Source organism: Candidatus Poribacteria bacterium, assembly GCA_026706025.1.
GTDB lineage: Bacteria > Poribacteria > WGA-4E > WGA-4E > WGA-3G > WGA-3G.
The window spans coordinates 82,657-102,526 of the sequence record JAPOZO010000088.1; the positions used below are offsets into that span (position 1 = coordinate 82,657).

The window sequence follows — 19,870 nt, forward strand, 5'->3', positions numbered from 1 at the left end:
AATGCAACCCCTAAATGCTAATAATGGAGACCGAAAAAACGTGAACTACCGCGATATTCTACAAAACATTAGACTTGCCTTCCCGCAACCGACGTCTGACCCGATACATGATTCCTATTTCGTACATTCCATCATGCGTGCACTGGACCAGGTGGACGCGCTCAAAACACATCTGCCGATGCTCGGGAGTATCGTCTCTGGTGACTTTAAAAAAGCGCGACAGACAGCGTTACCGGATGCCATGTCCTCGGTTGAAGATGTCACGGCTGAACTCATCGGTTATCTCCGAGGGATGACGATTTTCGGGCATCCTCGGACACAGCAGAACGTTATCCCGCCGACAACAATACCAAGCGTGATTGGTGTGCTTATTGCTTCGCTATACAACCCCAATATCACCTGGGATGAATACAGTCAACTGGTGGCGTTGGCTGAAGTTGAAGTCGTCGGGATGACCGCGAACATGATTGGATATGACGCCGAACAGGCAAGTGGTGTGTTTACCTTTGGCGGTACCGGAACGACACTCTACGGGGTGAAACTCGGTTTAGAAAAGGCGTGCCCGGGAACGATGCAAAACGGGACACCCGAAGAGGCGGTTGTGTTCGTATCAGACGCAGGCCACTATTGTGCAACGAACATTGTCGGTTGGCTCGGCATCGGAACGAACAATCTGGTTACAATCCCAACGACGCATGACAACGAAATTGACCTCGCCCAATTGGAACAAGCGGTTCGAGAAGCACTCACAAACGGGAAAAAGATTGCTGCCATCATCGCGACATTGGGCACTACGGATGCCTTCGGATTAGACGATTTAGAGAGCATTGTGGCGTTACGAGACAACCTCGTCGATGAATTCCAACTCGACTACCGACCGCACGTTCACGCCGACGCAGTTATCGGATGGGCATGGTCGGTATTTAACGACTACGATCTTGAGGGAAATCCCTTAGAATTCCGACCGCGCACCGTTCGGGCTTTGGCGGGCACGTGCAGACGCATACGGCACCTCTCCCTCGCGGATTCTATCGGGATCGACTTTCATAAGACGGGCTTTACCCCTTATATCTCCAGTCTCGTCCTCGTCAAAAATCGAGAGGACTTCAATTTGGTGAAGCGTCATCCGGAACAGATGCCGTATCTCTATCACTTCGGGGAACACCGCCCCGGCATGTATACGCTTGAAACCTCCAGAGCCGGGACGGGGCCTCTTGCAGCCCTTGCGAATCTCCGGTTGTTCGGGGAACAAGGCTTGCAAGCCATCATCGGACACATCGTTGAAATGACACAACTCCTGCGGGAACACCTCGAAGGGCATGCGGGTACCACCGTGCTGAACCGAGAGAACTTTGGAACCGTCACCCTCTTCCGCGCCTATCCTGAGACGGTGGATACCTTCTCAATCAAGCAACAGGAATTTGAGGATGCTGCCTATCATGAGAGTTTGATCACCCATAACGCCTATAATCGAGAAATTTTCCAATACGTGCATTCGGAGGCGATGGAGGGCAGGGGCGTGGTCATTTCCACAACCGACTGTTACCGACACACCGCTTATGGCGAACCGATTGTCGCGTTGAAATCGTACATCCTATCGCCGTTTGTCGATGAAGCCGATGTCAAAACTGTTGTTGATAAGGTTTTGGAGGCACGGGAGAAGGTCGGGTGTAGCGCGGACTCTTAGTTTGTATTCATTAGGATTTATACACGACCGAAATATTCTTGATGGAAAAAATGGAAGGATGGAAGAATGGAAGGACTTCCCGCACACTTCTAATCTTCTTGTTTTCCAATCCTGCAAGCAAACGAACGCATTTTACGTCCGTTCTGTTGCATTTCAAACGACGATTGTCTGGGGATCCGACGTTACCTCACCGACAGCAGGGACTTCAATGCGTCTGGTGCAGGCACCACAGAGCGCGTAGTAACGAACTGAATCCTCAGAAAGATCAATAACACCTGCGACGGCGCGCTGGAGTGCCTCGTACTGTGTCCGGGTCAGGTGCGCTTCAAACACACTGTATTGGACGCGGGTGCCGAACCCTTTGAGGACTTTGGCGAGTTGACCGCGTCGCCGGTCATCCGGAATATCATAAGAAATAACATAGAACATTGAAAATTGCCTTTTATGGAATCCATTATGCCTGAATTTATCAGTTCCCCAATATTTTTGATAATTGCAGTGATACTCGCCGTTTTTCTCGTGATTGCTATTGTGAAGGGCGCGATTCGTCTCTTTATCTGGATCGCTATTATTGCCGTGATTCTCCTCGGGGTCGGTATTCTGACACAAGAGGAGATGCGCAATTGGTTTGAGAATCTCCTCAAGACAGTAACGGGATAGACGTTGCGACTCAGTTTATCGGCGGCGGGTTGTCTCCCAATCCACAGATGCGGTACTGTCCAAACCCAAACGCCGTATGATGCCCGATGTGCAGATACTCACCAAGATAGATAAACGGTAGAAACGGCTCTAATTCCCCTGAAAAATGGATTTTCCCAATAAACCCACCCATCGGCACGAATTTCTCCGCTCGGTCAGAGTACCGATCCTTCCTAAGCCAATTCAAGCGAGAATCATGACTGACAGCAGTGGAAGCCGCAATTAAGCCGTGAGCATCCACATCCAAATCCTCGCCACAATGGAAATAACTCAGGAACCGGATCCGCCGCAGCAAATTGCGGATGAGGTGTTCAAACGTTAGTTTGCCTGTCCACTTGCCATCGACTTTGATACTGGTAGGTGTGATAAATTCCAGTTCAATCGTATCGGTGGCATGCGGCGCAGCGGGCATCACATCTGCCAACCCAAGCATCAGTCCATCATCCGTCAGCATCCCAGTTTCTGCTGTGTAAATCGTCTGAGATTGATGGCTGTCATGGGCGGGTAAACTCTCGACTTTATCGAGTTGACACTGCTCGCGTTTGTTTTGGAGTCCGATTTAAAAATAATTAATCCTATATCTAATTTTACACCATACAACATTTTAAAATTAAAAGAAAATTATATCCATAAAACCGCTAATTTCGCTTGAAAATACCTTTGCAGGATCTCAGGGTGTGATACAGACGCTGATTTGTTAGCGGTTTGGCACGAGACTTGGTAAAATTTGATTTTTAGGTTGGCAATTTGGGTTGAATCTGTTATCATTTCTGTAGTATGCGTAGCATGCGCTGTTTCGAGAACATAGAACTGGACCGCTAAGAACCGATAATGCCATGATTAGAACAGTCGTGAAATAAAAAGGAACACCAATGAGAAATTGTGAAACACGCTTGCTTGTGATTTTATTGTGCTGTGTGTGTATCTGCGGTTGTGAAAGGGGGCAGCACGTCGTTAAACCCCCCATAGCAGTTGACTTAATACCCGATCCCAATTTAGCGGCTGCTGTGCGTGAGGCACTCGGTTTGACAACAGATGCCCCACTGACGGCAGAGGTGTTGCAGAACCTGGGAACACTTAGGGCTCATAACCTCCAGATTGTAGATCTCACGGGTTTAGAATACGCAGTGAATCTGACAAAACTGCACCTGACCGAGAACCAGATATCTGATGTTTCACCACTGGAAAATCTCAAAAACCTGACAGAACTGTACCTCGCTGGGAACCAGTTATCCGATATTTCACCACTATTCGATATTTCACCGCTGGAAAACCTCACAAACTTGACAGAACTGGGCCTCGGCGGGAACCAGTTATCCGATATTTCACTACTGGAAAATCTCACAAACTTGACAGAACTGGGCCTCGCTGGGAACCAGTTATCCGATATTTCACCATTGGAAAATCTCACAAATCTAAGAGGACTGCACCTCGGTGGGAACCAGTTATCCGATATTTCACCGCTGGAAAATCTCACAAATCTAAGACAACTGGGCCTCGGCGGGAACCAGTTATCCGATATTTCACCACTGGAAAATCTCACAAATCTAAGACAACTGCTCCTGAACGAGAACCAGTTATCCGATATTTCACCACTGGAGAATCTCACAAATCTAAGAGGACTGCACCTCGGCGGGAACCAGTTATCCGATATTTCACTACTGGAAAATCTCACAAACTTGACAGAACTGGGCCTCGGTGGGAACCAGTTATCCGATATTTCACCGCTGGAAAATCTCACAAATCTGATAAATCTGTGGCTGTCCTATAACCAGATATCGGACATCGTCCCCCTCGCGGCGAATAGAGGCTTGGGCGACAGGGACACCCTCTGGTTGAAAGGCAACCCTTTGGACGAGGCTGCCATTCGTACACATATTCCTACACTCCAAGAGAGAGGTGTTAGGGTAGACCTGTAAAAAAAATATAGAAGGTGAATATTTAGGGTTGGAAGTAAAGGGAGAGAATGATGGTATCAGGGGTACAGACCCCTCTACAAAAGCGTCGAAATAGTTACATTTATAGAGGTTATATAAGATGGGAATTTTAACGACGGATCAACGTAAGCAGTGGAAAACGGAGGGTTACATCGTTCTGAAAGCGGTTCTCTCTCCTGACGAGGTACAGGCATTGACAGCAACGGTCAATGATATGGATGCTGAGTTTCGGAAAGGTGAGAACGTCACTGCCGATTCGGTATTTGATAAGCGGAATGTAATGGAAGATAATGACATTTTCGTTGATCTGATGGACCATCCGGTGACGTTTCCGATTGTGCGCGAGTTGATAGGGGATTTTATCCAGTTGAGTATGTCGGAGGTGATTGTTCGTCCGCCGAATCCAAAAGATCAAGGTTATTTGCATACGGACGGTGGACAGGCGATGCGAACGATTCGGGTCAGCAGATCGAGTTCGCCGCTGCAAGTCAAAATCCACTATTTTTTGACGGATCTTGAGGATCCGGACAGTGGAAACTTCACGGTTGTGCCGGGGAGCCACAATCGTACTTTTCCAGAAACAGGGGTCAAGGACGGTCCCTATATCCCTGAAGCGGTGCAGTTGTGTGTGAAAGCGGGAGATGCTGCGGTTTTTCCGCATGCTTTGTGGCACGGCGTTGTTGCAAACCGATCGGAACAGCCTCGCAAGACTTTAATTTATTGCTACAGCCACCAGTGTTTTCGACCCTTTGATTACGAAAAGGCATCGCCTGAACTTATGGAGCGATGTACACCGCGTCAGCAGAGATTGATTGGGGACATCGGGGATTGGAAACCGGGCTCGTATTTCTATTCACCGGGGGATCAGGAGAAAGTAATTAGTGGGGAAGAGGCGTAATTAGCCGTCAGCGGTCAGCAAGATTGCGAGCGCGGGAAGACACCCCAGCAAAAACACTGGCGCCTACGGGAAGAAAATCTAATCAATTTCGATGACGACGTATTTTTGTTCGACGGAAACTGGGAATGTGTCGGCGACGTAGGGACCTTTTTCGCGTTCGGCATTGGATGCGTCAATATCCTCACCGCTTTCGATCTGGACTTCGTATTTCCTGACACGGCGTTGGGCAGGACTCCACCAAGATTGCCCGGTTTTGATGTCGAATTCCCAACTATGCCACGGGCATCGGAGGATCTCACCTTTGCGGGTGTAGTTATAAGTGCCTGGGGTTGGTGATTCTAAAAATCCGGTGACGATGCCTTTACACAGCGGTCCACCTTGGTGCGGACAACTGTTACGGATCGCGAAGAATTCGCCATCAATATTAAAGATACCGATGGAACGTCCGCCGATTTCGACGATTTTGCGTTCACCCGGAGGTATTTCGTCTGAGGTTGCTACGACGTATTTAGGCATTGGTTGTCAAAAAGCGTTTGAATGCTTCAAGGCTCGGTACTTGCATCGCTGCGCGCCGCAAATCTTTGAGACGTTGCAGGTCTTGAATAGATTCCAACATCGGCTTTAACGTTTGCACATCACTCTCGTGAAATTGAATCTCCAAGGACTCAAGAATGCCTTCAATGGTACTTTCTCGAGCACCCTGCTCAATACCTTGCTGTAGGATATATTGATACGTTGCTGATTCTAACATAGGGCCCTCCAACAGATGGCGAATTTCGGCAGGATCCACAATCAGACCGCTCAAAATCCATTGCCATATTAGTAAGTTATTCTGCAGATCCGACGCAAGCGGAAGGGCAAACGTCAATATTTTTTCACATCTGAATCACAGCTTATCAAACGCGTAAAGGTTGCGGGCGTTTTCTGATAGAATTTTCTGGCGTAACTCCGGTTTCAGGAAACTGGGCAGCGCACGGTCAGGAGAATCGAAATCCCAATGTGGGTAATCCGTTGCGAACATGAGTTTGTCGTTCATGCCCATCTGTTCAAGCATCTGCTCGAAATACTCGCGTTTCGGTGGCTCTTCCATCGGCTGTGTGCTGAGCCAGAAATGGTCGCGGATGTATTCCGAAGGCTTGCGTTTGAGGTCCGGGATCTCAACGCGGAGTTTCTCCCATGTTGCGTCAAGTCGCCAGATGAGTGGTGGTAGCCAGGCAAATCCGCCCTCAATTAGCACAACTTTGAGCGTCGGGAAATGGTCAAACACACCTTCACAGACATAACTGATAACTTGCGTGTGGAAGGCTTGCGGCATACCCCCGTGGTCCTCTATGTAATAGGAGGGCCACCCGGCACCTGTAATGGGGCCCTGATTGCCGCCGAAGTGGATACCGATAGGAAGATCGTATTCAACGGCTGCCTCGTAGATTTTCCAATATTTTCGGTTGCCAAGCGGCTCCCTTGTCCGCGCGAGAAGCAGGATCTGAACAAACGCTGGGTTTGGACCGCACCGGTGGATTTCGGCAGCCGCAAGGTCCCCGTTCTCATAAGGAACGACGACAGAGGCGCGTAAACGGGGCTCAGGTTCAACCCAATCGGCAACCTGCCAATCGTTAACCGCGCTTGCGAGCGCATCACCATACGCAAGATTCAGCTGCTCACCGACAGGGATTAACGGATTCAACACACCGTATTCAATATCCCATGCATCCAACAGTTGCTCCTGCATAAACCCTAAATCTGCACCGGGTGAGAGCCCTGATGGCGGCCAGGCATCGTGCCGTGCAGCGTTGAGCAGTGCGCGCGGATAGTATCCGCCGATTTGACCGCGGAGACCGAAGGTTTTGTGGTGATCCTGCCACCGCTGAGACAGGTAGGGAGACAATCCGCCCGGCGGCACAGAGTTGTGGATATCGCAATCAATAACTGGGTATTTCAAACGTTTCGTTGTTGTATTTTCCATCGCGTTTATCTCCATGGGTTAATAGTTATCAGTCTTTATAGTTATCAGTTAAAAGAGGGTTGGGACAATTCAAGAGGTCTCTTTACTGAAAACTGAAAGATTTTTCATGCCTCGCAGTGAGAGAAAATCGCTCTGATAACTGAAAACCACTGACCACTGAAAGATTTTTTTCGGAGAAAAAATCGTACTGACAACTGACAACTATTAAAACAGTTGATAGAAATTATTTGCGTTCTCGTGCAAAATCTTACGTGTGAGTGAACCCGGCAATTCGGAGGGCAGTGCCTCGTTGGGTGTGTTGAACTGCCAATGTGGGTAATCCGTTGAAAACATTAGCATTTCATCGGATTCCAATTGACCGATGATCTGAAGTAGCTGCTCCGGTGTCGGCGGTGCATCGACAGGTTGTAGCGTAAACCGAATATGCTTTCGCATGTATTCCGACGGCGGATGTTTGACCCACGGTGTATTGTTTCGGAGGCCGCGCCACTCTTTATCAATCCGCCACATCATTGCCGGTAGCCATGTAAAACCGCTCTCAATGAGGACAACACGTAGTTCTGGGAACTGGTCGAAAATCCCTTCCGCAACGAGACTAATTACCTGTGCTTGGAAGACCTGCGTCATTCCAGCATATTCCTCTAAAAATGTTGATGGCCAGCCTGTCGGTGAAGGTTGGGTACCGGGTGCCCCGCCGTACTGAATACCGATAGCGAGATTATGCCGGACTGCCGCTTCATAAATCGGATGGTAGAGTCGGTTCCCGTAGGGTGTCCGAGAACGGACAGGTAGTATCACCTGAACAAACCCTGGATGCTCACCGACGCGTTCGATTTCCTTTGCGGCGAGTTCTGGAATCTGGCTTGGGATCACAAGCGAAGCGCGGAGTCGAGGCTCTGGATCGAGCCAATGTTCTATCTGCCAATCATTTACTGCGTGTGCAATCGCCGCGGCGAGGTCGGGGTTATGAATGCTTTGCACCCGGTAGGCACAATTAAGAATACCGTATTCAAGATTCCAGCCATCAAGTAATTGCGCTCGGATATGCGAAAGATCAATGTCCCATGGGGAAACAGCATCCGGATGCGTCGTTAGCGGGGCACCGCGTGGATAATCGCTCGCATCGGGACCCCTAAAGCCAGAGTTCTGACAATAATCGCACCAGAAATCAGACATGTAAGGATAGAGCGTCTGCAAAGACGGGACTTCGTTATGAATGTCGCAGTCAATTGCTTTCACCCCTGCCTCTACGAAATGTGGAGTCTCCCAACTTTCCATCTCCGTCTCCTCGGTTCGGCAAACGATGGGGCGTACTGGATTTGAACCAGTGACTTCTACCGTGTGAAGGTAGCGCTCGTACCCCTGAGCTAACGCCCCACGTAAGAGTATGGGCCCACTAGGACTCGAACCTAGGACCAACCGGTTATGAGCCGGTGGCTCTGACCACTGAGCTATGGGCCCTTCATTTTTTCAATATAAGAATTATACTATATTCTGAATTTAAAATCAAATTTTTAATTGGCTATCAGTTGCAGAAGGATGGTTGTCAGTTGAAGGGAACACCCAAGCAAATAAACCCTACCGAGGGGTGGCAACTTAGTGCTTTGTCACCTCTAAACTGATAGATGGTTCGTAGTGGCACAATTCTGCGGCGTACTCGCCCAAATGCGAAGTGCATTATTGCGCCTTGGATTGCCGTGCGATGAATCGCACGACTACGAACCGGATTTATCTCTCATTTCAAGGGTGACAGACTATTAGGTTTTCGTTAGTGGACGAAATCGCGTAGTTTTCGACTTCGCCTTGGGTGTCGCAATTTACGGAGTGCTTTCGCCTCAATTTGCCGGATACGTTCACGGGTTACATCAAAGATATTACCGACCTCTTCGAGCGTTCTCGGATAGCCGTCATCAATCCCGAAACGGAGAGAGATGACCTTCCTTTCACGCTCATTCAATTCGGAGAGGACATCTTGTATCTGCTCTTTGAGGATATTCAATTCTGCCTCTTGGACAGGGGACGGAGAATCGATATCCATAATAAAAGCACCGAGAGGATTATCGTCTTCCTCACCGATTGGGGTATCCAAAGAGGCGGTTTCTGGCGCGACTGCAAGTGCTTCATTGACTTTGCTGGTTGAAATCTTGAGGTCCTCAGCAATCTGTTCAGCTGTCGGTTCACTTCCCAATTCCTGCAAGAGTGAGCGTTGAACCCGCCGAATTTTGTTAATCCGCTCGTGCATGTGTACAGGGATACGGATGGTTCGTCCTTGATCAGCGATCGCGCGTGTGATACCTTGCCGAATCCACCATGTGGCGTAGGTGCTAAACTTATAACCACGCTGATAATCGAACTTGTCAACGGCTCGCATTAATCCGATATTGCCTTCCTGAATCAAGTCAAGGAATTCGAGACCCGATGCGCGGTGTTTGTGCTTCTTCGCGATACTCACAACGAGTCGGAGATTGGCTTCTACGATTGCCATCTTTGCATCCTGTGCTTCGGACTCACCTTTGTCGATTTGCTGCGTCAGAGATCTGAGTTGCTCGCGAGAAATGCCGATTTCGTTCATATGCTGCCGGATATTGCGCTGTAAACGGACAATGGTCACATAGGCAGCTTTCATCGAATCGGTTTCAAACTTCGGTGCAGCGCCGTTACTTCCGTTGAGCCATTCATCAGGAATATCAGACTTCTGTTGGATCTGCTGGATTTCGCTTTCCCACCTGCTAACCTGATACTCTGCCTGTTTAACGAGGTCGGAGATCTTACTAATCTCTTCACGATCAATCTTCAGTTGCTCAAGGGTCTTAATGAGGTGCGAGCGGTTCTTCGATTTCTTGGTAGGCCGCTTACCGTTTGTAGAGGACGCAGTAGGCTTAGCCGTGAGGCGTTCCATCTCAAGGCTTTCGAGTACACCCAATGCCTTCTTGACCTGCTCACGCAGTTTCTTTTCCTTATTCTGCGTTGAAGTACTGGAAACGTGCATATCAATAATATCGGAAGCTCGTTTCTTAGCGGTAACGATTTTATACAGCAGCTTCCGAATCTCGGTAATTGCGAGTGCTGTGCTGAAGGTCGCTTCATGGGCGGTTCGATGGCCGGCTTCAATCCGTTTAGCGAGTTCGACCTCTTGCGTTTTATCAAGCAGCTGGAATTTCCCCATCTCGCGCATATACACCTTCACTGAGTCATCGGTATAGCCGCTGCTGGCCGCGGCTATTTCAGCCAATTCATCGTCATACCCGAGTTCATCAGTTCCGTCAACATCAAGATAATCAAGCGTAGGATGGTCTTTAAAATCCATTATCAACTCCTTCTTCATTTAATTTTCATCGTGAGTGTCCCGCACGCCACGACCGCGTAGGGCACGTCTCTCATTTGAAAGTTTTACCAACTGCTCAAGTGTTTCCATCTCATCTGCGCCTTCGGCGAGTGCGTGTGATCGGACGCGCTGCTCAAGATCCTGTAAGTGGAAATTGCGCAATTTCTTGAGGCATCCCTCCACTCTTGCTTGTAGGTTCGGCGCGGGGGCTTTCCGTAAAAGCGCACTTGAAATGAAGGCACTCAGATTTTCATCAGGGCACTCACTGATCAGTGCCTGGATATCTATCCCCTTACTATCATCATTTCCACTGGCTTCCCAAAGCAATTGTGCGACTTTGGCGAAGCGCGGTTCCGTGAAATGTTGATAGTCAAATTGGGATTTGACATACGGAATTAACGTTGGATTTTGGATTAACGCTTCAATAAGTTGATGTTCGATCTGGGCGCGTGCCGATAACTTCTGCTGTACAGCCTTCTTTTGCGGCATCGGACGAGAATCGGTGCTACCTTTGAGACCAGCGTCTCGTAATTCATCCCAAAGTACACGTTCATCAACATGAAGTTCCCGCGCGGCGTATTTGATGTATTCGCTGCGTTCAACGCGGTTCTTGAGATTCAAGAGCGTTTCGGTAACTTCTTTCACGATTTGCGTTTTTACATCTATCCGGTGAATGTCCTGACTCTGAATAGCGGACTGAATCTGAAATTCGATGAGATTTATCGACTTGTCTATAAGTTCCGTGAAAGCATCGACACCGTGCTGCCGTGTAAATGAGTCTGGATCTTCTCCCGTCGGAAGCAGAGCAACACGCACGCGTAAATCTTCAGTGAGCAGTCGGAGTAACCCACGCTGTGCCGCTTGGAAACCGGAGGCATCTCCATCATAAACAATGACGACTTCCGGGGCAAACCGCTTTAGCAAACGTGCATGGTCTTCGCTCAAAGAAGTACCAGAGGAAGCAACAACGTTCTCAACACCAGACTGATAAAGCATTAAAACATCCATGTAACCTTCAACAAGGAGCACACGCTGTTGCTTGTAGATAGTTTGACGCGCTTTGTCAAGATTGTAGAGAATTTTACTTTTATCATATAGAACCGTTGCGGGAGAATTTAAGTATTTGGGTTGATGCTCTTCAGAGAGTGCGCGTCCACCGAAACCAACAGGGGCACCACGTTCATTCTGGATGGGAAAAAGGATTCTGTTCCAAAACCGGTCCTGAGGTCCCCGGTCTTCGTCTTTAATTAGCCCGACGTCAATGAGCTGCTGGATTGTAAAACCTTTGTCTGTCGCAACTTTCACGAGCTCCCGCCGTCCAGATCTGGCGTATCCGAGCTGGAACGATCGAAGTGTCTTGGGTTGAACCCCACGGCGCTTAAGATACTGCCTTGCAGGCGCGCTGGCACCCTCAGTGAGGAGTTGGCGGTGATAGTACTCGACTGCGAAACGATTGAGATCCTCTAAGTTCGTGACCCGTTTGCGATCCGCGCTCTCGCGGGCATCCTGATTCGGGAGCGCGATATTCAACCGTCCGGCTAACCACTCCATTGTCTCAATGAAGGATTTGCCCTCATGCTTTTGCACGAAGGAGATGACATTCCCACCGGTTTGACACCCGAAACAGTAAAATATCTGTTTTTGCACTGAGACCGTAAAGGAAGGGGTTTTCTCCGTGTGGAACGGACACAGTGCTTTGAAATCTCGACCGGCAGGACGCAGCGCGATCCCGCATTCGGAAATAACCTCAACGATGTCGCTTCGGTTCCGAATTTCGTCGATTGTTTCACGTGGCACGTAGTTTCTTGTAGAAGGACGGTTCACGATGAATCTGCCTCTTCGTGTCAAAGTTTCCTACAGAACATTGAGTCATGTTCACCCTTTGAATGTAACGACGGTTACGCCTTCACCGCCTTGATCAAAGGATGCAAACTGATATTTGGATACAAGTGGATTTTCACGCAACTCCTCATGAACCGCATTACGCAAGGCGCCGGTCCCTTTTCCGTGGAGGATACGTACCGATGGTAACCCCGCGAGGACTGCGTCATCAAGGTATTTGACGGTGACATCCAACGCCTCTTTTACGAACATCCCATGAAGGTTGATTTCATCGGCAATTGCGTTGGCTTTGCTATACTGAATATCGAGGACGGAAGCTGAGAGGTTCGCACTTTTCTGTTTAGGATGGACCGAGTCAATGTCGTGGTAGTCGGCTTGCATTCGCATATTCCCTACAAGCACCTGGAGCGGTGTTTTCCCGTTGGATTTAATAGCGATAACCTCACCGAATCGGTTCAGTTTCTTGACTCGGACCTTATCGCCAACGTTGACTTCCACCTTCGGTGGGTCAGCCTGTTTTTTGGGTGGCTCCTGTCGGAGTGATTTTTTCGCAGTTTCTATCTTTGAGAAAGCGTTTTGAATACTATCTTTAGAGGCTTGTTTTTTCCGTATGTCAGCGACAAGGTTTTCCACGGTACGCCGTGCCCCGGCAACGATTTCGCGTGCCTCATTTTCAGCCTGCTGTTTTAGCGTCTGTCGCTCGGCTTCCAAGGTTTCAGCGAGTTTCGTATGTTTCTGGTATGCAGCATCAGTCTCTCGAATTTTATTTTCTAAACGGTTTTGATCCGTATCTAATTTATCCTGTTTCTCTTGCAGCTCCACGAGTAGGTCTTCAACAGCGACGGCACTATTGCCTATATGGGTTTGTGCTTCATCAAGAATTTCGAGCGGAATCCCTAATTGGGAGGCAATCTTTATGGCGTTGCTACTGCCCGGTATACCTACCTGCAGTCGGTAAGTGGGGCGTAGTGTTGTCCAGTCAAACTCCATTGATGCATTTTCCATAGTTTGCTGTGTATGTGCATACGCCTTAAGTGCCCCGTAGTGCGTTGTAACGATTGTATTGACCCGCCTCTCACCGAGCCAATCAAGGAGTGCCATACCGAGAGCCGTCCCTTCGCTGGGGTCTGTCCCTGCACCAATTTCATCTAAGAGTACAAGTGATTGGTGAGAAACCTCGACTGTTGTAAGCATCTCGGCAATCTTAGTGATATGAGAAGAGAAGGTACTCAGACTCTGTTCGATCCCTTGATCGTCGCCGATGTCGGCAAACACATGGTCAAAGATAGCGATTTTACTTCCGTGTTCCGCTGGAATATGTAAACCGGACTGCGCCATCAGCACCAACAGCCCGACTGTTTTAAGGACAACCGTTTTGCCACCAGTATTCGGACCGGTGATGATTAGCGTTTTGAACGTTTTGCCGATATGAACATTTGTCGGTACGACCTGTTTCGGTAACTTCACGTCCGCTTCAGCATCAGGATCAGTTGACTGTTCATTCTCAAGATGGAATTCCAACAACGGATGCCGCGCTTCAATGAGCTTGACGTTACCGCGGGTATTCAGCTTAGGTTCAACGGCGTTGAGTGCTAAACTAAAGCGTGCTTTTGCGTTCAAAAAATCAAACTCTGCTAATAACTCAAGGGCGGATTCCAATTCGGGTAGGTGATCTCGGACGTGATCCGTCAGCGTAAGGAGAATGCGTTGTATTTCACGGTGTTCATCTTCAGCAGCTTCGTGTAATTCATTGTTCATCTGCACAATGCCCAAAGGTTCGACAAAAAAAGTCGCACCGCTTGTGGATTGCGCTTGGACTACACCTTGGAAAGATGCGCGCGCCTCTTGTTTGATTGGGATGACATACCGATTGTTCCGAGAGGTAATGACCGGTTCTTGAATCGCATTTTGGCATTCTGGAGAGCGAAGCGTCGCTTCAAGCTTTTGATGTATATTTTCACGGAGACGCAATAATTTTCGGCGGATTGATCGTAATTTCGGACTTGCGCGGTCGAGTAGGATACCCTCTGGATTAATGCAATAGTTGATCGCCTCAACTAACTCAGGAAACGCTGGCAGGGCGTCCACAATAGTAAAGAGGTTAGGAAACTCCTCGCGCTCGCGCTTTTCAAATACACGATGGATGTCGCTTGGAATCTTCGCAACTTTTCGGACATCAAGGAGTTCTTCAGCGTTTAAGATTGAACCGACTTTGGCAGCATGGTCCAATAATTCTCGGATGTCTCTTAAACCTGCTAACGGAATCCCACCGTAGAGTTGATGAAAGAATTTGGCTTCACTACATAACGTCTGCAGGTAACGGACTTTATCAATGTCATAAGACGGCGTAAGGGTATCGACCCGCGCAGTCCCAAGTTGAGAAGCGGTATACTTTTTCAAAAGCATTTTGATCTTATCGTATTCTAACGCTTTTTCAACACTGGCTAACACAGGTTCGTCCTCTTTCAGATACGCTTGGAATTCAAGCAGCTACGGCAAACTATAGAATGGCAAATGCTAGTAGTCTGTCAACCTTCAAATGATGGTTTGTAGTAGTGGGATTCATCGCACGTCTCAAGGTGCCGTGAATCGCACCACTACGAACTAGCTATCAGTTTAGATGTGACAAACTACTAGTGCTGAGCGGTACCCTGTTTAATACTGCCCCAAGTTGTGACTAATTTTTTCTGCGGTTCAACAGGTAGTATCCGAATGTCCCGCAACCACGATAGGACAAATACGCTGCCATCAATTTCGACGAGCTCCTCGGTCTCTCCACTTGCAAAATCGTATAGGTAGACGGTCCCCCATCGAGAATAAATCATATAATCTCCTTCAGGCGACCAGTCAGCCCAATATCCGGTTGCTTTGTCAACGTCAAACAAAGGTTCAATAACCTTAGACTCAACGTCAATAAGGCAGAAGGTATCAAATTCTCTATTCCATCGAAAAAAGAGGATGCGTTGCCCATCGGGTGCCCAGACGGGATAGAAATCTTTGTTCAGCTCAGTTAATATCTCTATTTCCTTTGTTTCAATGTCTAAAATGTAGAGGTGTTCCAACCACCCAGGCCTGGAGAGCGAAAAGACGAGCCGCTTTCCATTCGGTGCCCAAGAAATACCCCAGAATGAGTAGGGCCACCCGAAATGTGGAACTTGCGTCACGGCTTCCATTTCCCCGCTCTCGAGGTCAAACAGCCAAATCTGATTGTCTTGTGGAAGTTGTTCCATTGTCCAACCGTTGAAAGCGAGATACTTACCATTCGGAGAAGCCGCAAGGAACCGATATGTCCCCGAAATCTGTGTAATCCGCTTCTTATTTTTGGGGTTGTCAGGGTTAATAGAATAGACATCGGATTGCCCGCCATGCCACTGAATAAAATAAAGTAAATCTCCGTTGGGTCCCCATGCTGGATACATACCTTTGTGATTTAAAGAGATAGCACTCAAATTGTTAGTGTCTTTAATTGCGGTCGCATAGAGATTCCAATCGAAACGCCCCAAATTCTCGTCAAATCCGTTGACGGCGTAAGCGAGTTGACCAGTAGGCGCAGCTTCGCTCATCTGTGTAAATGAAAAGGAGATTAAGATAAGCATACAGAAAAGCACTATCCTACCGACTTTAGCGGTATAAAGAGCTATCGTACTATTATTATATATCATCGAGGCTCCTTAAAAAAATAAAAAATATAGATAATTATTGAGCAGATCCAAGCCTTTTATACTGGAAAAGAGCGTTCTCATAGAGACGACGACTTAATCCCAATGTTTCAAGTTCAACAACCGTATCGTAACTGTACAGTGCGGAACTTTCGCGTCCCTCACTTTCAGCACGTCGAGCATTTTGAATGCTATTTATGACTGTCGTTGCTCCTTTTTCAAAGCCACTGATCTGTTTTCGGAGTTCCAAGGAGAGTCCACCTTGAATGTCTTTGTCCACTTTATAGGTGCGAATCGCATCGGCATAAGCGACATAAGCCTCAAGGTACTGTTTTTCGTCTTCAAGTTTCTTTGCATTTGAAACATCAATGGGTTCGTCAATAGACGCGATAACCATCTTTGCGTCTTCGAGTAGTTCACGACTTTTTTCTCCCAGTCCAGCATCAAGGGTACCTCGGAATTCATCTACGATCTCTTTATAGGTGTTACGCGCTGTCTCTAAATCCCCTAATTTTTCATAAGCAAGTGCTTGGTTAAATTTGGCTTCCAGCAGCACAAACTTGCGAATCTCTGGCGAGAGTTGCGGTGTAGGTGGAAAAGCCTTCGCTTGATAGGCAGCGACCGCTTTTTCATAGTCACCTTCCTGTTCATAGGTGTAGCCGATCGCCTTCTGTGCGTACAAACTATCCATCTGATTTTCGGGTTGATGTCCTTCAATGAGCTGCTGGAATTGTGTGCGAGCTTCCGGATAGTTGCCTTGATAATAGAGGGTATTTGCGTACTGATAACGCGCTCTATCCGCAAAAGTGGTATTTGCGTATTTCTCAAAGACCGCCTTAAGCTCGGTCTGCGCTGTCTGAAGCAGCGCCTCACTTTCAGCCAATTTTTCAGCATCCAAAAGGCTCTCTTCTGCTTTCTGGTATGCCTCGGTGGCTTGTCGGAGTGCAAGGGTGGCTTCAGCGCGACGGCTCTCTTGATTCTGATAATACGCTGCATACCCCGCAACAGCGACAAGGATGACGACTGCTGCGACGATAATCGTTTGAAGGTTTGCCTTCAAAAACGCGTAGACTTTCAGGAGCCCTTCAATAAATTTATCTTCTTGAATCTCTTCTTTCGTTAGCCGTTTGTTTCGTGCCATGTTTTTCCTCAGTTTCACACAATTATAAGTCCGGATATAAGCGGGTGACGGGAATTGAACCCGTGACCCTCAGCTTGGGAAGCTGACGCTCTACCGCTGAGCTACACCCGCATTAATTCTATTATATCATACACTTCTGGGATTGTCAAGGAAAGTTAAAACAAGAAGCAGGCATCGGCAGGATAAACAATTATGGGTCGCAAGTTTCGCCTGATGCCCGCTTTTTCGTTGCGCTAAGACATGCGGACTTCGCCTACAATATGGGTCATCCGGAATATCTACTGCAATTTATCTAATTCACCCAAGACCTGCGCTGCACTTAGCGTATTATCCGGCGGTGCATCTTCGACGTGCTTGAAGGCGATGTTCCCTGCCTTATCAACAATGAATACGCCGCGCGTGGTAATACCGACCGCTTCGAGTGCCATGCCGAACTGCTTGGATACCTCAAGATTCATATCCGCAAGCAATGGGAAATCGACACCGCCGAGTTCCTGGCTCCATGCCTTGTGTGCGAAGGTCGAATCGCGGTTGATAGCGATAACATCAGCACCTTTCGCTCGAATCGCATCAAGATTTTCGTTGAAATCTGGCACTTGCTCAGCACAGACGGGTGAGAAAGCGAGCGGGTAAAAGAGCACTACTAAATTTTTGCCTGAATAGTCGCTCAGTGAAACTTCGGTATCTTCTTGATTGACTGCCCCGTTCAAGGTGAAATCCGGTGCAGCACTGCCTACATCTGCCATTAAAATCCTCCTATATGCACTTGGATAGGACTTACGCATGCTGCTCTTTTGTAGCATAGGAGACTGTTGGTCTCCTGTGCCAAGAGACCGTCTGCGTTTTTTCCAAGCACCCTACTTAACAGTGTGTGCTAAAATCAAAATTGCGTAAGTCCTATTGGAAAGCGCGCTTAGCGCCGTTTATATCGTTTCGGTTTATGGAAAAATTATTTCCTTTTCAAGGCTGCCCACGATGTCGCAAGTTTGCCTCGCGGTTCAATTGCTGTGAGCGTAGCCGCTGTATTGCCGTTAACACTGACATCGTCGAAACTCGCTTGGGTATCCCACGTCCAGACACCAACTCTTCCGAAGGGATACGCCTCATCAATAAAGACCCCTTGCTTTATGCCGTTAATAGCGACAGTGATCTGGCTGCCTTTAACTTCGACCTGGAGTGTGAACCATTCCTGACGGGCAAGCGTTAGTCCGATAGGCTCAATGTCGTGTTCAATCTCATCTCGTCCTTCAAACCCATCTTTAAAAGCAGTACTCCGGCGATGACGCCATAATTCGGACTTGTTCTCCTTCGGACAAATGAGATACACATAATACTCAAATTCACTTTGTGCTCGGAAAACGATGCCAGCCCAATGTCCTGCTTCGATGCGGACCTTAGCCGCTAAAGTGTGATCTGCCCAGTCGGCGCCATCAGCCAACGTATGCTGTGCTTTACCCCAGCGCATTGTCTGCTTATAGACCCCTTCTTCCACTTCCCAACTTCCGTTCGCGGGGGTCCAATCGGCGGCATCGTTGTCAAACGTCCATATCTGCTCTTCAGCAGTGGCAACAGAGACGAGACAGATACTGATGCACACCATAAATAATGCAAATCCGCTTTTCATAATGCCCATCATGTTGACGAGTTCGGTTAAACGGACAGTAGGGCGAGGCACCATCACCTCACCCTACCCTTAAAACATTTATTTTGCCTTAAGTCTACCCCACTGTGTAGCGAGTTTACCTTGGGGTTCAACAGAAAGCGTTCCGATTTCCATCTCTTTAACTTCGGCCTCGGTCAATGCGACGGAGTAAATACGGGACTCCTCGATGTGCGCGTTGAGCTCGCCGGGGCCACCAAGTCCGTTTGTATGCCGTTTGCCCCAAATGGCTTCAGCATCACCCGTTGGCCAGGTTTTAATGTCGCCCTTTTCATAACTACCAAGATTCACACCGTTACGGTAGCCAGTTATTTTGTAAGTTCCACCCTTATCTTCGTAAGTGAAGGCTAAGTAAACCAGTTCGCCTTCTTTCTTTTCATTGTGGGCTTTGGGAAAATCCTCAGTACGGTGGAACCAACTGCTTCCAGACATCCACTGACTCGGTTGGCGTTCGGCGTAGACAATTGCATTGAACTGGTCTTCGCTCACTTTGTCCAATGTGAGTGCTGAGCCTGCTGTTGCCGCGAGACTATCCAAAGCAACCCATGTCATCAATGTCTTTTCTTCGATATCGGGACCCGTATACTCAAGTGCGTGTGCCCATTTTCCGGTCGCAACAACAAGTTGACCATCTTTGAGTTCGGCACCGTGGAGGTCTATATCATCCCAGTTTCCAATTTCGTCTTTTTCACTATCAAATAGCCACCATCCAAGCAGTTTGTCTGCTTGGGCGCCTTGGGCAAATACTGCTGGTGTCGAGAGACTTAACACCAACAAAACAGCAAAAATATAATAGACTTTCATTCTCATTGCGAATTGCTCCTGTTTGGTTCAGGTTAGATTCAGCGCGGGCAGTTTATCTTGCGGACAGAAAACAGATTGTGCGGCTACCCGCATTAGGTAAGTCAAGAATATTATACCATATATTTTATGTGAAAGTCAAATGATTTTAGAGGTCTTTAAATTTTCAGTTTTCAGTTGCCAGCCATCAGCAATCAACGTCCAATGAGCGTCACTATCGGGAGGTCACTCCAACAACCAAAAGACATCAAGCGGAGA

General features: G+C 48.1%; 18 protein-coding genes and 3 tRNA genes. 4 read left to right on the plus strand and 17 right to left on the minus strand.

The features are described from left to right. Positions 1-40: 40 nt before the first annotated feature. Entirely contained in the window at positions 41-1,687 is a 1,647-nt protein-coding gene (locus tag OXH00_22540) for a pyridoxal-dependent decarboxylase (GenBank protein MCY3743804.1), read from the plus strand. Between the two features lie 153 nt (positions 1,688-1,840). Here the strand turns inward: OXH00_22540 and cas2 are convergent, their stop codons facing one another. After that, entirely contained in the window at positions 1,841-2,116 is a 276-nt protein-coding gene (gene cas2 / locus OXH00_22545) for a CRISPR-associated endonuclease Cas2 (GenBank protein MCY3743805.1), read from the minus strand. Between the two features lie 27 nt (positions 2,117-2,143). On the opposite strand from cas2, the gene OXH00_22550 reads away from it, so the two are divergent. Further along, on the plus strand, positions 2,144-2,347 hold the full coding sequence (locus OXH00_22550) for a hypothetical protein (GenBank protein ID MCY3743806.1): 204 nt from the start codon (positions 2,144-2,146) through the stop codon (positions 2,345-2,347). A gap of 10 nt (positions 2,348-2,357) precedes the next feature. On the opposite strand, the gene cas6 is transcribed toward OXH00_22550, so the two are convergent. Beyond that, positions 2,358-2,840 carry a CRISPR system precrRNA processing endoribonuclease RAMP protein Cas6 gene (gene cas6 / locus OXH00_22555; protein MCY3743807.1) on the minus strand — a complete coding sequence of 161 codons (483 nt, stop codon included), beginning with the start codon at positions 2,838-2,840 and terminating at the stop codon, positions 2,358-2,360. 418 nt (positions 2,841-3,258) lie between these two features. Here cas6 and OXH00_22560 point away from each other — a divergent pair, with 418 nt between their 5' ends. Next, complete coding sequence (locus tag OXH00_22560; protein MCY3743808.1) at positions 3,259-4,305, plus strand: leucine-rich repeat domain-containing protein; 1,047 nt, start codon at positions 3,259-3,261, stop codon at positions 4,303-4,305. Between the two features lie 118 nt (positions 4,306-4,423). Further along, complete coding sequence (locus OXH00_22565) at positions 4,424-5,221, plus strand: phytanoyl-CoA dioxygenase family protein (protein ID MCY3743809.1); 798 nt, start codon at positions 4,424-4,426, stop codon at positions 5,219-5,221. A gap of 78 nt (positions 5,222-5,299) precedes the next feature. On the opposite strand, the gene OXH00_22570 is transcribed toward OXH00_22565, so the two are convergent. From OXH00_22570 to OXH00_22640, 15 genes are all read right to left on the minus strand, one after another. Further along, on the minus strand, positions 5,300-5,737 hold the full coding sequence (locus OXH00_22570; protein ID MCY3743810.1) for a Rieske (2Fe-2S) protein: 438 nt from the start codon (positions 5,735-5,737) through the stop codon (positions 5,300-5,302). Then, positions 5,730-5,972, minus strand: coding sequence for a hypothetical protein (locus OXH00_22575; GenBank protein ID MCY3743811.1), 243 nt, complete (start codon positions 5,970-5,972; stop codon positions 5,730-5,732). The genes OXH00_22570 and OXH00_22575 overlap by 8 nt, the downstream gene beginning before the upstream one ends. Before the next feature lie 135 nt (positions 5,973-6,107). Next, positions 6,108-7,184 (minus strand): amidohydrolase family protein, encoded by a 1,077-nt coding sequence (locus tag OXH00_22580; protein ID MCY3743812.1) that lies wholly within the window; start codon positions 7,182-7,184, stop codon positions 6,108-6,110. Between the two features lie 204 nt (positions 7,185-7,388). Continuing rightward, positions 7,389-8,462 carry an amidohydrolase family protein gene (locus tag OXH00_22585; GenBank protein MCY3743813.1) on the minus strand — a complete coding sequence of 358 codons (1,074 nt, stop codon included), beginning with the start codon at positions 8,460-8,462 and terminating at the stop codon, positions 7,389-7,391. A gap of 26 nt (positions 8,463-8,488) precedes the next feature. Then, positions 8,489-8,561: transfer RNA gene (locus OXH00_22590), tRNA-Val, on the minus strand. Between the two features lie 11 nt (positions 8,562-8,572). Continuing rightward, positions 8,573-8,645, minus strand: a tRNA-Ile gene (locus OXH00_22595). 307 nt (positions 8,646-8,952) lie between these two features. Beyond that, entirely contained in the window at positions 8,953-10,491 is a 1,539-nt protein-coding gene (gene rpoD, locus OXH00_22600; GenBank protein MCY3743814.1) for an RNA polymerase sigma factor RpoD, read from the minus strand. Between the two features lie 18 nt (positions 10,492-10,509). Then, entirely contained in the window at positions 10,510-12,306 is a 1,797-nt protein-coding gene (dnaG, locus tag OXH00_22605; protein ID MCY3743815.1) for a DNA primase, read from the minus strand. A gap of 78 nt (positions 12,307-12,384) precedes the next feature. Continuing rightward, complete coding sequence (locus OXH00_22610) at positions 12,385-14,802, minus strand: endonuclease MutS2 (GenBank protein MCY3743816.1); 2,418 nt, start codon at positions 14,800-14,802, stop codon at positions 12,385-12,387. A gap of 182 nt (positions 14,803-14,984) precedes the next feature. Then, the gene (locus OXH00_22615; protein MCY3743817.1) at positions 14,985-16,013 is read right to left on the minus strand and encodes a hypothetical protein; all 1,029 of its coding nucleotides are present in this window, start codon (positions 16,011-16,013) and stop codon (positions 14,985-14,987) included. A 34-nt stretch (positions 16,014-16,047) separates the two neighbouring features. Next, a complete protein-coding gene (locus OXH00_22620; GenBank protein MCY3743818.1) occupies positions 16,048-17,151 on the minus strand; it encodes a tetratricopeptide repeat protein in 1,104 nt (367 codons plus the stop codon). Positions 17,152-17,190: 39 nt separating this feature from the next. Beyond that, positions 17,191-17,262 (minus strand) — tRNA-Gly (locus tag OXH00_22625). Between the two features lie 167 nt (positions 17,263-17,429). Further along, positions 17,430-17,897 carry a redoxin domain-containing protein gene (locus OXH00_22630; protein MCY3743819.1) on the minus strand — a complete coding sequence of 156 codons (468 nt, stop codon included), beginning with the start codon at positions 17,895-17,897 and terminating at the stop codon, positions 17,430-17,432. Between the two features lie 203 nt (positions 17,898-18,100). Next, on the minus strand, positions 18,101-18,829 hold the full coding sequence (locus OXH00_22635) for a DUF1080 domain-containing protein (protein MCY3743820.1): 729 nt from the start codon (positions 18,827-18,829) through the stop codon (positions 18,101-18,103). A gap of 24 nt (positions 18,830-18,853) precedes the next feature. Next, complete coding sequence (locus OXH00_22640) at positions 18,854-19,621, minus strand: hypothetical protein (GenBank protein MCY3743821.1); 768 nt, start codon at positions 19,619-19,621, stop codon at positions 18,854-18,856. Positions 19,622-19,870 lie beyond the last annotated feature (249 nt).